9 protein-coding genes are annotated in these 15,905 nt (G+C 60.4%); 4 read left to right on the forward strand and 5 right to left on the reverse strand.

Annotated features, from left to right (window positions below; genetic code table 11):
* Positions 1 to 6: 6 nt before the first annotated feature.
* The 3 genes from M2351_RS26900 to gmd all read right to left on the reverse strand — a co-directional run bounded on the left by M2351_RS26900 (position 7) and on the right by gmd (position 2,870).
* Positions 7 to 771 carry an ABC transporter ATP-binding protein gene (locus M2351_RS26900; RefSeq protein WP_264659124.1) on the reverse strand — a complete coding sequence of 255 codons (765 nt, stop codon included), beginning with the start codon at positions 769 to 771 and terminating at the stop codon, positions 7 to 9.
* Complete coding sequence (locus M2351_RS26905; RefSeq protein WP_264659125.1) at positions 771 to 1,616, reverse strand: ABC transporter permease; 846 nt, start codon at positions 1,614 to 1,616, stop codon at positions 771 to 773. Before M2351_RS26905 ends, M2351_RS26900 begins: the two co-directional genes overlap by 1 nt.
* Positions 1,617 to 1,811: 195 nt before the next feature.
* On the reverse strand, positions 1,812 to 2,870 hold the full coding sequence (gmd, locus tag M2351_RS26910) for a GDP-mannose 4,6-dehydratase (RefSeq protein WP_264659126.1): 1,059 nt from the start codon (positions 2,868 to 2,870) through the stop codon (positions 1,812 to 1,814).
* A gap of 745 nt (positions 2,871 to 3,615) precedes the next feature.
* Between gmd and M2351_RS26915 the strand changes: the two genes are divergently transcribed.
* The 4 genes from M2351_RS26915 to M2351_RS26930 all read left to right on the forward strand — a co-directional run bounded on the left by M2351_RS26915 (position 3,616) and on the right by M2351_RS26930 (position 12,584).
* Positions 3,616 to 5,043: a glycosyltransferase family 61 protein gene (locus M2351_RS26915; RefSeq protein WP_264659127.1), complete on the forward strand. Its 1,428-nt coding sequence runs from the start codon at positions 3,616 to 3,618 to the stop codon at positions 5,041 to 5,043.
* Positions 5,044 to 5,631: 588 nt separating this feature from the next.
* Positions 5,632 to 6,954, forward strand: coding sequence for a UDP-glucose dehydrogenase family protein (locus tag M2351_RS26920; protein ID WP_264659128.1), 1,323 nt, complete (start codon positions 5,632 to 5,634; stop codon positions 6,952 to 6,954).
* A 53-nt stretch (positions 6,955 to 7,007) separates the two neighbouring features.
* Positions 7,008 to 7,964, forward strand: coding sequence for a UDP-glucuronic acid decarboxylase family protein (locus M2351_RS26925; RefSeq protein WP_264659129.1), 957 nt, complete (start codon positions 7,008 to 7,010; stop codon positions 7,962 to 7,964).
* Positions 7,965 to 8,072: 108 nt separating this feature from the next.
* Positions 8,073 to 12,584, forward strand: a complete 4,512-nt coding sequence (locus M2351_RS26930) for a glycosyltransferase (protein ID WP_264659130.1) — start codon at positions 8,073 to 8,075, stop codon at positions 12,582 to 12,584.
* A 334-nt stretch (positions 12,585 to 12,918) separates the two neighbouring features.
* Here M2351_RS26930 and M2351_RS26935 read toward each other — a convergent pair whose 3' ends face one another.
* Together M2351_RS26935 and M2351_RS26940 are read right to left on the reverse strand one after the other, a co-directional pair.
* The gene (locus M2351_RS26935; RefSeq protein ID WP_264659131.1) at positions 12,919 to 14,169 is read right to left on the reverse strand and encodes a hypothetical protein; all 1,251 of its coding nucleotides are present in this window, start codon (positions 14,167 to 14,169) and stop codon (positions 12,919 to 12,921) included.
* A gap of 638 nt (positions 14,170 to 14,807) precedes the next feature.
* A complete protein-coding gene (locus M2351_RS26940) occupies positions 14,808 to 15,785 on the reverse strand; it encodes a class I SAM-dependent methyltransferase (protein WP_264659132.1) in 978 nt (325 codons plus the stop codon).
* Positions 15,786 to 15,905 lie beyond the last annotated feature (120 nt).

The following is a 15,905-nucleotide window of genomic DNA, read 5'->3' on the forward strand; positions in this document are numbered from 1 at the left end:
TGCCCCTCAGCGGAGCGGAGCGTCCAGGGTCTGTGCATGGTATTCGTCCAGCACCTCGTCCACCGGCCCAAACCGCTGCACCGTGCCCCGTTCGAGCCAGAGAACCTTGTTGCACAGGCGCCGCAGCACGTCCTCGACGTGGGAGGCGACGACCATGATGCTGGAGCGGTTCACGAAGCCCTCGGCCCGGCGCTGGGCCTTTTCGAGGAACTTGTTGTCGCTGACGGCGAGCCATTCGTCCATCAGCAGGATCTCCGGGTCGACCGAGGTCGCCGCAGCGAAGGCGAGACGGAGCGTCATGCCCGCCGAATAGGTGCGGACCGGCAGGTCGAGGTAGTCGCCAAGCTCGGTGAAGGCGGCGATGTCGTCCATCTTCCGCTCCACCTCATTGGCGTCGATGCCGAAATAGGCGGCGCGCATCCGGATGTTGTCGTAGCCCGACGCGTCCATGTCGAGGCCGAGGCCGAGGTCGAACAGCGGCGTGACGCGCCCTTCGACGCGGATCCGCCCGGCCGTCGGCTCGTACACGCCGGCCAGCACGCGCAGCAGCGTCGTCTTGCCGGCGCCGTTGCCCCCGATCAGCCCCACCCGGTCGCCGTGCTCCAGGGTCAACGAAAAGTTGCTCAACGCCTTCACGGTGACGCGGTGATGGGCGTCGTGCTTCAGCACGCCGCTGGTGGAGGTGCGCAGCAGGGTCTTCTTCAGGGAGCGCGCGCTTCCCTGGTAAAGGACGAAATCGACCGAAACGTCGTTCAGGTGGATCGAAGCCATCAGAGCCAGTAGGCGATGCGTTTGCGGAAACGGGCGAAGAAGGCGAAGGTGAACGCCCAGCCGGCCACGGCGAACAGCAGGCCGACCGCCCAGTTCTCCCAATGGGGAAGCTGGCCGAGCAGCGGCGCCCGGATGGCCTCGATCAGGTGGTAGAAGGGGTTGAGCATCATCAGGTAGCGCCGGTCCCCCAGCAGCTCCGGCTTCCACATGACCGGCGTCACGAAGAACAGCAGTTGGATCACGCTGGCGACGATGGGCGGCACGTCGCGGAAGCGCGTGCAGATCATGCCGCACAGGAGCATGATCCAGCCGGCGTTCACCAGCAGGAGCCCGAGCCCCGCAAGGGCCAGCAGAACGCCCGTCACCCCCGGCCACACCCCGAAGATCACCGCCACCACCGCGAAGATAACTATGTTGTGGGCGTAGATGATCAGGTTCCGCCACAGCGCGCGCAGGATGTGCAGCGACATCGGGATGCGCACATTCTTGATCAGCGGCTCCAGGTCGATGAAGCTCGTGCAGCCTTCGTTCAGGAAGGACGCGACGAAGTTCCAGGTGGCCAGGCCGATGGCGAGGAACGGCAGGTAGTTTTCCAGGTCGAGCCGGAACAGCGTCCCGTAGATGAGGCCGAGGCTGGCGACCATGACCGCCATGCTGAGCGTCAGCCAGAAGGGCCCGAGCACCGAACGGCGGTAGCGCTTGCGGATGTCGTGCCAGCCGAGCTTGCTCCACAGCCGCCAACGCCGGCCGCCTTCCAGCAGGTCGTCCCAGGCCCGATCTACCTGGCTGCGGTCGCCGGAATCGTAGACGTCCTTGCTTTGCCGGCGGAACAGGGTGCCGGTCATGCTCTCACTCGTCATTGCAGGCGCTCTGGTTGCAAGCCGCGACCGCACACAGGCGATGCCACGGCGAAGAGGCTCTGGACAACACCACGCGAACTCCGGGGCGAAACAAACCGAACGGCGGTTTGTATACTCCGTTCGTCAGTGGCTTCACAGCCTTAACGCGCGGATGCCAGTCCTCCCGAGGTAGGGAGTCCTTCAGGCGCGGCATCCGGCGTCCCGCCCAAGGCGGGCAAGGTCACTGTCCATCATCTCGCGGACGAGGTCGGGAAAGCTGGTGGTGTGCGCCCAGCCCAGCCTGGCGCGGGCCTTGGACGGATCGCCCAGAAGCACGTCCACCTCGGTCGGACGGAAGTAGCGCGGATCGACCTCGACCAGTACGTCGCCGCTCTCGGCGTCGACGCCCTGCTCGTCCACGCCCGTGCCCCGCCATTCGATCCGGCGCCCGACATGGCCGAAGGCCAACTCCACGAATTCGCGGATGGAGTGGGTCTCGCCGGTGGCGAGCACATAGTCGTCCGGCCGGTCCTGCTGGACGATGCGCCACATCCCCTCGACGTAGTCGCGGGCGTGCCCCCAGTCGCGCTTGGCGTCCAGATTGCCGAGGTACAGCGTCTTCTGCAGACCGAACTGGATGGCGGCGACCGCGCGGGTGATCTTGCGGGTCACGAAGGTCTCGCCGCGGGTCGGGCCTTCGTGGTTGAACAGGATTCCGTTGGAGGCGTGCATGCCGTACGCCTCCCGGTAATTCACCGTGATCCAGTAGGCGTAGAGCTTGGCCGCTGCGTAGGGGCTGCGCGGGTAAAAGGGGGTCGTTTCCGTCTGCGGGATCTCCCGCGCCTTGCCGAACAGCTCGGAGGTGGAGGCCTGGTAGAAGCGCGTCTTGCTCTCCAGCTTCAGGATCCGGATGGCTTCCAGCAGGCGCAGGGTGCCCAGTCCGTCGGAGTTCGCCGTGTATTCCGACGTTTCGAAGCTCACCTGCACATGGCTTTGGGCGGCAAGGTTGTAGATTTCGTCCGGCTGGACCTCCTGGACGATGCGGATCAGGTTGGTCGCGTCGGTCAGGTCGCCGTAATGCATCCGGAAGCGCACGTCCTCCTCGTGAACGTCGCGGTACAGATGCTCCACCCGTTCCGTGTTGAAAGAGGACGAACGGCGCTTGACCCCATGGACCACATAGCCCTTTGCCAGCAGAAGCTCGGCCAGAAAGGCGCCATCCTGTCCCGTAACGCCGGTGATCAACGCAACCTTGCTCAACGCTTGCTCCTGTTTCCGAGGCCCGGCCACACCTTCGTCCGGCCGGTCGGGCCCTGCCCATGAGGCTGCAGCGGTGCTGCGCCCCCGGCAACGCCGCCATGGCGGGAACGCGCGTCCGCATCCCCTCCCAAAGCCGTGCACAAGTGCACCGTGGAACGGTGGACTTCAACATATTTGCTGAGCGTGCCGGTCGGCGCCCATCGATTTATCACCCGCTCTGGGCGTGAACGGTGGCATTCCAAGGCGGCATCCCACGGCCGAAAGCCCACAGGACAAGGCGCCGCAAACCGCACCCCGGCGCTGCGGGTTCGGACGGGTGTGTCTTTTTTCCCGCGCCGGCCGAGGTCGGTAGACACGCTGTCGGGCGTTGGATTACAGGATGCCCGAAGGTTGGAGCCTAGAAACGCTCTTTGACGCAGGACCAAGCAGAGGCGCCATGCACCATGCCCGCGATGGACACGTTTGAGCGGCCACGCCGACGGCCCGACGGCATCACGCCGGACCATCCGGGCCGCAGGCGGACTTCCACCCATCGCAACCATGCGGACAAGCGTTTGGAAGGCTGGTATGCTCCCCCCCCATTCCCCGCGCCTCCAAAGGCCGATGCCCAGCTCCATGAATCCGCTTTTGGCATAAAAGCCAAGCAATGGCCCTATAGACCAAAACCAATAACAAGCCTCGGAAACGAAGCGATCCCGCACCGAAGCCACCCAAGACGCTTTAAATTACATATAAGAGAAACGCTATGCCCGGAGCAGTTGACTTTCTGTCCGTCACGCGAGTTACCGGATGGGTGATCAATTCTGAATATCAGATGGTCGATGTTTTTCTTGGTGACAAGATTTTAGCCAGATTGTCTCTGGAAATCGACAGGCATGACGTCAGCGCGCAATACCAATGGAAGACGGATCGCGTCGGCTTCGAGTATTTTTTCCCGCGCCCTTTGTCCGTCGAGGAAGTGCCGCAGGTGAGCGTGCGGCTCGCATCCGGAGAAGAACTCAAGATTATTCGTGTGCCGTATGTGCAGATGGGCGGGTACACCGAGGTGTGCGACGCCGCCGACCGCACTGACCTCTTTCCAGCCAAGGCAACCGAGCTGCCGGCACCGCCCCTGGCGTTCGGGAGCGCGCTCGGCGACGATGACCGGAAGGCGGCTGAACAAGCCTTCCCACCCGAGATCATCAATGTTGGCGCGGCGCTTTGCCGCTTGGAGAACTGTTTCGTCCTGGGTTCGAAGGGTTGCCTGCTCAAGGGCGACCGCATCATCGGCGACAGCCTATACCTGGTCCATCCACACTTCGACGCCCCTGGGATATTCGTCTCCCAGGATGGCACAACAATGATGTTTGATGAAGGAAAGCGGCAGGTCTATCATCACGCTGGCCCGGTTCTCGCCGTCCTTTCCGGTGGCCATGAAGGATATTACCATTGGATGGTCGATATTCTTCCGCGCCTTTCTATCGGTCTAAAGTTGCTCGCAGGCAAAAATTGTAAAATTATTCTGCCGTATATTGAGCATCGCTTCCAGAGCGAAAGCTTGGCGCTCATGGGCATTCCGATGGACAGGGTTATTTTCTGCCGAAGCCGCGATATTCTTCATTGCAGTGAGCTTTATTACGTCTCATCGCTTTTGCACCAATATGGTGGGGTCGGCGCTTATTACGATGCGCCGGAGGAGACGCTTGTCGCGACCTTGCGGAGTCCGGATCTGTTTCCGATGATGGCCCGAGAGGAGTGCACGGCGCAGCCTTCGGAACGGTGCGTTTACATCTCGCGGGCCGATGCGACAAAGCGGCGCATGACCAACGAACGGGAGCTGGAGCAGCGGCTCGAGGCGCAAGGGGTGGAAATCCTGCGCATGACCGGCGTCCCCCTGGAGCAGCAAATCAAGCTGGTGGAAGACGTGCGCCTGATCATCGCGCCGCACGGCGCCGGCCTGACGAACATCATGTTTACGCAGAAGCCGGCAAACATCGTCGAACTGCACATGAACAACTGGATCAATCCTTGCTACTATCGTCTGGCCGCGGCCTCCGGTCACACGTATCACGCCTTTATCTGCAGTGGGGAGGAAGTCTCAAGGAATGAGCATGAGTCCACATACACGTGCGACATCGATCGGCTGATGGAGTTCGTTGCTCCCCTTATTTCCGATGCACGCTCCGCGCGCTGAAGGGCGCGCAAGACGAGCCCATCGCGCCGCTATCGGCGGCGGCGCCCGGAAGGCTTGAGCGTGCGAAACCGCGGACTCTGGTCCGCCGAGAGCGCCACCGCCAAACCCATGGGCGCTAACACTGCGAGCGTGGTTGAGGCTGGCGGCCCGCCCGCCCGCTCCGAAATGTGAGCCGCCACCGCAACACCACGATGGTTCTGGCCCCAGATCGTTCTGGGCGGCGGCTCCCCAGTGTCTGTATTTTTCTACAACACCCGTCTCTTCGGATGAACAATAGTGCGGCTCGTCCGGGAGCCGGCATTAATCACATTTTTAAGATAACCTTAATCTTATCCGGAGCGTCGTATTAAGCGGCCTCGCGGCTCAGTTCCCTCACGCACGGATTTGTTGAGATTTTTGTTTAAATTTAAGGCTGACACCATACAGTGATTGGGGTAAATAGGCGCGTTGGGCTTCGCTTCGGTATATAGCTATTAACGTATGACACTCGGCAGGATTGCATCAATGCTACATCGGATTTCGCGCCACCATTAGACCTCCGGCCTCCGTTCGCGAAGCTGGACAGCCGCTCTTTTCATAGGAAACGTTATGCGCATAGCGATGATCGGTACAGGCTATGTCGGTCTGGTATCCGGAACCTGTTTCTCGGAATTCGGCGTCCATGTGACATGCGTGGACAAGGACGCGGACAAGATCGCGCAGTTGCAGCGGGGTGAAATCCCGATCTATGAACCCGGCTTGGATGAACTGGTCGCCAAGAATGTCCGTGCGGGACGGCTGACCTTCACCACAAGCCTGGCCCAGGCCATGGAGAACGTGGACGCGGTGTTCATCGCCGTCGGAACGCCCACCCGGCGCGGGGATGGCCACGCGGACCTCAGCTACGTCTATGCCGCCGCCGAAGAGATTGCCCAGCATCTGGATCACTACGCCGTGGTGGTAACCAAGTCGACCGTGCCGGTCGGCACCGGCCGCGAAGTCGAGGCGATCATCCGCCGCGTCCGCCCCGACGCCGATTTCGACGTGGCGAGCAACCCGGAGTTCCTGCGCGAGGGTTCGGCCATCGGCGACTTCATGCGGCCTGACCGCGTGGTCATCGGTGCGCAGTCGGAGCGTGCGCGCAATGTCCTGCGGCAGTTGTACCGGCCGCTTTACCTGATCGAAACCCCGATTCTGGTGACCACGCTGGAGACGGCGGAGCTGACCAAATACGCCGCCAACGCGTTCCTGGCCACCAAGATCACCTTCATTAACGAAATCGCCAACCTGTGCGAAATGGTCGGCGGCGACGTGCACGACGTTGCCAAGGGCATTGGGCTTGACGGCCGCATTGGGAAAAAGTTCCTGCATGCCGGCCCCGGCTATGGCGGGTCCTGCTTCCCAAAGGACACGCTGGCGTTGGCTCAGACCGCCCGGAAGTACGACAGCCCGGTGCGCATCGTGGAGGCGGTGATCAACATCAACCACCGCCGCAAGAAGGACATGGCCACACGCATCGTGGCATCCTGCGGCGGTTCCGTGGCCGGCAAGACCATCGCCATCCTGGGCGTGACGTTCAAGCCGAACACCGACGACATGCGGGACGCCCCTGCCCTGGACATCATTCCGGCGCTCCAGGAAGCCGGCGCCACCGTGCGCGCCTATGATCCGGCCGGCATGCATGAGGCGGAGAAGCTGCTGACGAACGTGTCGTGGTGCTCCGACGCTTACGGCGTGCTGGATGGCGCCGACTGCGTCGTCATCCTGACGGAATGGAACGAGTTCCGCGCGCTCAACCTGACGCGCGTGAAGGCCCTGCTGAAGCAGCCCGTCATGGTTGACCTTCGCAACGTCTACGAACCGGCTGAGATGGTTGCGGCCGGCTTTTCCTACACCTGCATTGGCCGGCCCACCAAGGCTTCCGCCCTCTAGCCTCCTCACGCAGCCAACTTTTCTCTGGCACGTTCAGCCTTTCTGGAGACAGCATGTCGACTTTCCGTGGATACAACAAGCGTGTTCTGGTGACCGGCGGCGCCGGATTCCTCGGCTCACACCTGTGCGAACGGCTGCTCCAGAAAGGCTGCGAGGTCATTTGCGTCGATAATTACTTCACCGGTGCGCGCAGGAACATCACGCACCTGCTGGGCAATCCGCATTTCGAGGTGATCCGGCACGACGTCACCTTCCCGCTCTATGTGGAGGTGGACGAGATCTACAACCTCGCCTGCCCGGCCTCCCCGGTGCACTACCAGCACGACCCCGTGCAGACGACCAAGACCAGCGTCCACGGCGCCATCAACATGCTGGGACTGGCCAAGCGCCTGAACGCCCGCATCCTCCAGGCCTCGACCAGCGAGGTCTACGGCGACCCCGTCGTCCACCCGCAGCCGGAGGAATACTGGGGCAACGTCAACCCGATCGGCCCGCGCTCCTGCTACGACGAGGGCAAGCGCTGCGCCGAGACGCTGTTCTTCGACTACCACCGCCAGCACCGGCTGGCGATCAAGGTGATGCGCATCTTCAACACCTACGGGCCGCGCATGCACCCCAACGACGGCCGCGTCGTCTCCAACTTCATCATGCAGGCGCTGCGGGGCGAACCGATCACGGTCTACGGCGACGGCGCGCAGACCCGCTCCTTCTGCTACGTCGACGACCTGATCGACGGCATGGTGCGGCTGATGGACAGCGACCCCGCGATCACCGGCCCCATCAACATCGGCAACCCCGGCGAATTCACCATGCTGGAACTGGCCGAGCAGGTGATCGCGCTGACCGGCTCGCGCTCGGTGATCGAGCACCGCCCGCTGCCCCAGGACGATCCCCGGCAGCGCCGCCCGGACATCGCCAAGGCCAAGACCCTGCTGAACTGGGAGCCGCAAATCAAGCTTGAGGAAGGCCTCCGCAAGACCATCGAATATTTCAAGAACTTCGTCGGATAAAAATCGCAAAGACGAAATAGAAAGCACAGCGAAAATATTTGCAAAGCAGCAACCGCTTGTTTTCGTAATGCGTACGTGAATTGGAACCAGGGAACCCGTGAGTCTCTCATGAGAAACCAGCTGATTGGCCAAGTTGATGAACATCAATTCGGTTTCATCCGGGGATGGATTTCCTGTCCAGATTCAACAGATAGCGTCGAAATCGACCTCTTCGTTGATGGCGTCCTCACCGGAAGCGTCGTTGCCAACGAGTTTCGGGCCGACCTTCTTCATGGCGGATTGAAGCATGGCTATCACGGCTTCTCCTGGCCAATGCCTTTGGATTGCTATGACGGTAAGCAGCACACCATCCAGATAAGGCCCAAGCACCAGTTCGACATCGTCTTTGCCGAACTCATGTTCACCGCATCGCCCAACGCGGCGATCGGCTGCCTGGAATCCAAGACCGACACGGATCTGGTCGGCTGGATCTTTTTCCCCCGCAAGCGGCAGGAACCGGTCGCCTTGGACGTGTGGGTCGATGGGGAGTTGGTGAAGCAGGTGGTGGCTGACGAGAGCCGGCCGGACGTCAGCGCCAAGATGGATTCCGACGTCCGCTGCGGTTTCCGCGTCCAGTTTACCAACGTGCTGCCCCCCGAGGGCGGTCGCCACAAGGTCGAGATCGCGCCGTCGGGGAATGGCGACCTCAAGTTCACGACCGACGTCGACACCAGCGCGAACGCGCTTTTCGACGATTTCCGCCATGCCGTCCAGCTGGAGAGCCAGGGCAAGGTCGACGAAGCGCTGTCGGCGCAGGAGCATTTGGGCAACGTCTTCGGCGACAATCTGCATTTCCTGCGTCACCAGGCCAGCTGCGTCCGAGCCAGTGCCAGCAACGGCGATAGCAAGGTCGTTTCGGATCTGCTGGACGCCTTGTCCAGCGGCCAGATGTTCAAAGAGAAGCCGCTATTCGAAGCGGCGCTGATCAAACACGCCCTTTCCGCAAAGTGGATGGCCGTTGCCGGCTGCATTCTCAAGCATCGTGAGAAGCTGCGCCACACGGGCACCCTGGCCCTCCTCCATGCTTTGTCCGCGAAGCTGGCCACCGAGTTGAAGGGCGTCCATTCCGACGATCCCGGTTTTGTCGTTCGCCTCACGATGGTTTTCGATGAGGAATATTACACCGAACATTACACCGATGTCGCCCTTTCCTCAGTCGAGCCGCTCGAGCATTTCCTCAATCATGGCTTGATCGAGAAGCGCAATCCGAACGAATATTTTGACACCAATTTCTATTGGTCGACCTATGGAGATGTTGCGGGAAACAGCATCAATCCTCTGTTCCATTATCTTTCCTGGGGCTATCTGGAATCCCGAAAAATCTCCAACAAGTTCAATGTTGGATGGTATTTTCGGAAGTTCATGCAGCATGACGAGGCCACGCAGGTTCTGTTCTCCCCGCTGGAGCATTTCCTGCTGAAGGGCCGCTACGAGGGCGCGTCGCCGACCCGGAAGCTTACGACGCAGGAACTGTTCGTGACCTCGGCGGCAACGCCGGTGCCCGCATCCCTGCCGGCCGCCATCGCCGTGATCGTGCCAGTTTACCGCGACGTTCAGATCACCCTCAACTGTCTGCGCTCGATCATCGCGGCGCCCTCCCGCACACGGATCAAGCTCATCGTCATCAACGACTGTTCGCCCGAGCCGGACATGGCCGCCCAGCTGCAACTGGCTGGCGAAGAGTGGCTGCGCCAGCGTGACCGGTCGTCCGTCAGCGAGTTCCTTCTCTACCGGAACGAGGTCAACAAGGGCTTCGTCGAGACGGCGAACCTCGGCTTCGCCCTGGCGGAGGGCCTCGATCTCATCATCCTGAACAGTGACACGGAGGTCGCCAACGATTGGGTCGACCGGATGCTGTGGCACGCTTACTCAAGGCCGGAGGTCGGCACCGTCACGCCGTTCTCCAACAACGCCACGATCTGCAGTTTCCCGCATTTCCCCGGTGGCAGCGAGTTGCCGGAAGGACTGTCGGTGACCGAAATCGACCAGGTTTTCGCCACGGCCAACCGCGGCCGACAGCTGGATCTGCCGACAGGCCACGGCTTCTGCATGTTCATCAAGCGCACCTGCTTGTCCGAAACCGGCGTGTTCGACCACGAGCGCTTCCATAAGGGCTACGGCGAGGAAACCGATTTCTGCGTGCGCGCCGGCAATCTCGGCTGGAAGCACATCCAGGCTGCGGACGTGTTCGTCCACCATGTTGGCGAGGTCAGCTTCGGCGCCGACGGCGCCAAGCAGCGTTCGGCCGCGGCCGAGATTATGCGCAGCACGCACGCGCAATACGAACGGGAAGTCGCCTATTTCGTTGCCGCGGACGAGGGTCTGCCGTTCCGCGTGACCGCCGCGGCCGAACTGTACCGGCGGTCCGGCAAGCCCTGCATCCTGATCATCACGCACCACCTGGGCGGCGGCATCGCGCGCCACATCAACGACCTTGAGAAGCGGTTCGGCCGCGCGGCCAACTTCCTAATTCTCGCCCCGCAGGCTAACGGGCTTTCGATCAAGACGCTGACTCCATTCTCCGGCCTGGAGATTGCCCTGCCGTCCAACGTGGCGCTCGAAGATCTTGCCGATCTGCTTCGGCAGTTCGGGGTGTCGCGGCTGCATGTGCACAGCCTTCTGCATCAGCCCATCGACGCCCAACGGCTCATCCGCACCATCGGCCTTCCCTACGACGTCACTATCCACGACTATTTCTTTGTGTGTCCGTTCCTGTTCCTAATGAGCGAGCGCGGCACCTATTGCGGGGAGCCTGACGCCCAGGGCTGCAACGAGTGCCTGGATCGCCGCCAGATGTTCGAGACCAACACGATCGAGGCGTGGCGCGGCGCGCACAAGCTGCTGCTCGACAGGGCCGAACGCGTGCTCTGCCCCAGCATGGACGCGATGCGCCGCCTTTCCGGCTACTTCCCGCAAGCGAAGCTCGTCCTGGCCTCCCATGACGAGCTGATCGAGTCGAATTGGACGGCGCAGCGCGTCCAGCATCTGCTGCCGCACGAGAAGCTGCGGGTCGCCGTAATCGGCCATATGGCCCTGCATAAAGGCCAGCAGCTTCTGTTGGACACCTGCCGGGAAATCGACCGGAAGGGAATCGACGCCAAGGTGGTAGTGTTCGGCACCCTCGAAGCCGGCGATTCCGAAAGCCTGGAGGTGCGCGGCGAGTTCAAGGAAGGTGAGCTCCCGGCCCTGCTGGACGAGTTCCGGCCTCATGTCGCGTGGTTCCCCAGCCAGGTTCCCGAAACCTACTCGTACGCGCTCAACCACGCGTTGGCCCGCGGCTTGCCGGTGATCAGCCCCAACATCGGCGCGTTCCCGGAACGGATGGTCGGCACGTTGCTGTCGTGGCAGATTCCGGTGGCCGCGTCCGCGCAGGAGATGGCGGGCCTGATCGACCGCATTCGCGACGTCTTCCTGAACAGCCCGTCTAATGAAGGGGGGGCGCCCCTGCGACTGGCCAGCAACTTCTACAGCACCTATCTCTCGCCGCCGCCCGTGGAGGAAACTCCGCGCCAGGCGCCCGTCAAGCTCGCTCCACACCTGCGCCGTCGTCTCAACGTCGCGGCGGTCCCGTCGCGCTTGCGGCCGACGCTGATCGACGCCTGTGGCTTCATCCGCATGGTCCGTCCGCTCAACCATCCTCCGTTCCAGCACAGGATCTCCAGCCAATTCCTGCCCGCTGAAGCGGCGATGGACGTCGTCAGCGACATCCTATGGCTGCAGCGGAACGCGCTCAAGAACCTGGAGCAGGCGGAACGCGTCATGGCGCGGGCGCGCCGCATCGGCATGAAGGTCGGCTTCGACCTCGATGACGATTTGCCGGCCATGGAAACCAGCCATATCGACGCCGCCGAGCATGACAAGACTCGGGACGCGCTGCTGTACGTCATCGACAATTGCGACTTCATGACGGTGTCGACCGAAGTTCTGCTGGATCGCTATCGCGCGCGGTGCAGGAACATCCATCTCGTGCCCAACGCGCTGGATGAGAACCTGTGGCGAAAGGACATAACGCAGCCCGAAATCACCAGCGGGAACCCGATCCGCATCCTCTACATGGGGACCCTCACCCACGCCGCGGATTTGGACATGATCGCGCCGGCGCTCCAGCATGTCCTGGCGAACGCCCCCGGCCGCGTGGCCTTCGACGTGATCGGCGTGTCGAACAACTTCAAGCGCTATCCTTGGCTGAACATGGTCGAATTGCCGCCGGGCATCGCCACCTCCTATCCGAGGTTCGTCAAGTGGCTGCAGAGCCAGAACCGCTGGCACATCGGTGTAGCACCGCTGGTGAACAATCACTTCAACCGCGCCAAGAGCCACTTGAAGTATCTTGAATACGCGGCTCTCGGCATGGCGCCCGTGGTCAGCAAGCTTGCGCCCTATGATCACATCATCGACCACAACATTAACGGCCTCAAGGTGCTGGGTGCCGTGGACCAGTGGACCGAAACCGTGAGCAGCTTGGTTGCGCGGCCGGAGCAGATCATGAGCCTTGGTTTGCAGGCCCAGAAATTCGTGCACAGGGAATGGACGCTGCACAGCAAGGCGGGAATTCTGTACGACGCACTGGTATCCGCCTGACGCGGATTTGCATTCGCTTCCGATTCACATGGCCGCATTCCCCAACGCGCATCGTCGGGGAATGCGGCGTGCTCGCGATCGGCACGGTGATCGCCGCGTCGATGGGGCGGCCGGCATTCAATTGACGGCCGTTCCGACGGCGGCGCGGCGGGAGCGATGATGCCGGCGGGCGGCCGATCCCGCCTTCAGCGCCGCAGTTCGCCGTTCCGGCAAGGCGCCCTCGGACAGGCTTCCGGACGGTCCCTGTCGGACGCTGAAAGCCGTGTCCATCCCGGTGATGAAATGCCGTTCAAGGCCCGGCGCTGATTGCATTCAGCGGCCGGCCGTGCGTCCGTCATCCCACCAGACGCATCATCGCCTCGTCGTCCTTGGACGCCGCTCCGCTTCCCGGCGCGATCTTCAGCATGTTGCGTATCATCGCCGCCGAGATCGTCTCGTAGTTGAACGCCGCAAAGTTGACGTCTTCCCAGCCGGACGACAGCATTCTCTCCGTGAAGACGGAGCAAGCGAAGTCCGGCCTGACGATGTCGACCAGATCGAAGTCGAAGTCATTCGACCAGACATGGATTACCTTGCGGAAGGACATTGCCAGAAACTTTGACATGACGTGGGCCGAGGACGTACCGAAAAGAACGCAGCTTCCATACTCAGCCTTGCTGTTCTCCGTGCAGGTTACGCGGCCGGTGGCGGTCGACATCACCTTGAGGGACTGGCGCTGGTTGGAGAAAACCACCTTCGGTGCCTGGTCGGGATGGCAGAGCCGTTTGACCTTGGCCATAGCGATGGGACGGACCTTCACCCCCAGGTCTCCGGTGATCTCGTCCGCCACCTCCTTCAGCGCATGACGGGGAACGGGCGCAAAGGTCCGGGTTGCTTCCATCATCAGCGTGTAGAGCAGGAAAAGCGATTCCTCGCTCAAATGGGTATCGTTCGGCCAGCAGACGTCGAAGCTTTGCTTGCTTTCAAAAAGCTCCTGCACCGGGTAAAGGAGCGAGTCCACCCCGAACTGTGCACTGTGGCGGCTCAACTCAACCGCGTAGCGCGCCTCTGTAACATAAAAATCCTTGTCGATCTTCTCCGGATACAAGACGCCACGTTCCGGAGCGATCAGCGAAATATGAGGGATTCCGTAGGACAGGCAGTATTTCTGGCGTAGACGCAAATTTCTCAGCTTACGGATGACCGCTCCATGATCAGGAACAACGGTTCCGTTGAGTTGGTCCATCACCTGGTTGTAGTCGTTGTCGAGGAACAACCAGCCATCCAGGCCTCCAAAACACTTGGCGCCTTCGGGAATATTGTTCAACTTGAACTTTCCGTTGGGAAGGATGTCTCGAGTTCCACTGTAGGTGATTTCGACTTCGTTCTCGCCGTCAATCAAGAATGGAGAGATGTCGCAGATAAAACCGTGCTTTGTATTGCCGAAGGTCGATTTCAGATCCGGACGCTCGTGAGCGCACGGAATCGTCAGACAATGACTTCCACCCACATAAATGTCCAAAGGTACAATTTCAGCTGCATCTTCACTGTTACCAGCCCACCCACTGACAATGCTGGATGCTGAATCGACATAACCAACAAGCATTTTTGCCTCCATTCTCCGCCATACGGATCCGATTACCGCACAACCGCGACCATTCATGGATATACGAAAAACGGTGGAAGCTTTGTCAACAAGCAGAGATTGTCACCGCTTTTACGGGGCGGATGCGTGCCGTCCCTGATGGGGTGATTGCTCACGGGGCTGACGGAGGGGAAAGCGGTCAGGCGACGACCGGTGCAGGCTGGTTGCGGAGCTTCGGAGCGCCCACAGTGTCATACGGCCGGCGCATGAAGAGTTCTATGATCGGCCGGCCGTATGACCCTTTCGCACATGGCGCAGCCATGTGCTGTCGGGTTTGAAACGAAGGTGGAAGTCATCAAACGCCTTCGGTATCACCGCGGTCGATGGCGTATTGCGGCGCTCCTCGGCGGAGCGGCTGGGGAAAGCTTCGTAGAGGTCCCGCAAGGCAGGTTCGTTGAAGCGCTTGGGCCGGACCACTTGCGGCTCGGCCCCATTTCGCAACAATCTCCGGCGCACCCAATAGTTTGCCACGCCTGAAGGCGGGGTGGCTTGGTGCAAAGCCCTTCACCCCACGAGGGGAGAGGGGCTTTCGACAACCACCAAGCCCCTCTCCATAAAGGGGCGTGGCAGAGCAGGGCTAAAGCGAATCGCAACCCGCTTCAAGAATTTGCCTTTTTCAAAACCGCAATATTCTCGCTGTCATTGTGAACGAACAGGGCAACCTCAAAGGGAATCAAGAAAGAGTTGATGCTGCGTGACAGGAACTCGAGTATCCCAACGTCAGACCAAACATGGAAGTGAATTGATACATTGTTTTCAATCATGCCACGGACACGATCGGCGGCCTCCTCAGCAGTCGCGCTCTGCGACAAGGCCGTTTCATAAAAATGCTCGTAATCCTTTACGGGATGTCCGCTGATATGGTCAAGCTGAGTATGTTCGAACGGCGTCATCCGTCTCGTTCGATCAAACGTGTTGCGCATATCGGGAATGGTCAGGAAGAGAACACCCCCTGGCTTGATCACACGTGCGCATGATTTTACAAACCCAATCGGGTCAGGAAGATGCTCGATAACATGATTGGCAATGACAAAATCCTGACTTGAATCATCAACATTCTCCATATATTGAGCATTGCCAACAATATCCGGAGCTTTGATGTTCTTTCCTTGAAGTTCAGGGTAAATACGGCGAAGTTCTTCTATGGAGTATCGATCATAATAACGAACATCAACGCCTGTACGGAGTTGCAGAGGTGAATTCAACCCACCAACTTCGATCCCAGTTCCAGAAAGATAGAAATCAGCAATCTTTCGGCGCAAATACAGAATATTTTCAAAATCTAGATTAAGAGACTGGTCGTCAAACAGCATCGGCGAGTTCCCCAAACTCGTGCCGTTGCGAAACTTTGCTTCAATGATATGTCGTCCGGACAAACGACATGGCAGATCGACAGAAAATCCGCTTTTCTGATGAACGTCCAAAGATTGAATATCTGGCCGCTCTTTGTTCGGCACAGCAGAAGCCACACAATTTCCGTCCACAAAAATGTCGACTGGCCAAACATCTTCGCTCTCCCCTCCAGCCGCCCAGCCAAGGACAACCACTCCATCACAGTAGTCTATTTGACCGAGCATATTTTCCTCTTCAGTTCCACGGAGCGGATCGAAATGTTAGGAGGTTACATCCTTTAAGGCTAAAAGGTTAAAATTCTATTCAATCGTCTTAACGTCTGCCCGAAAGCAGAATAGAGAACT

This window comes from Azospirillum canadense (genome assembly GCF_025961225.1).
In the GTDB taxonomy this organism is placed as follows: domain Bacteria; phylum Pseudomonadota; class Alphaproteobacteria; order Azospirillales; family Azospirillaceae; genus Azospirillum; species Azospirillum canadense.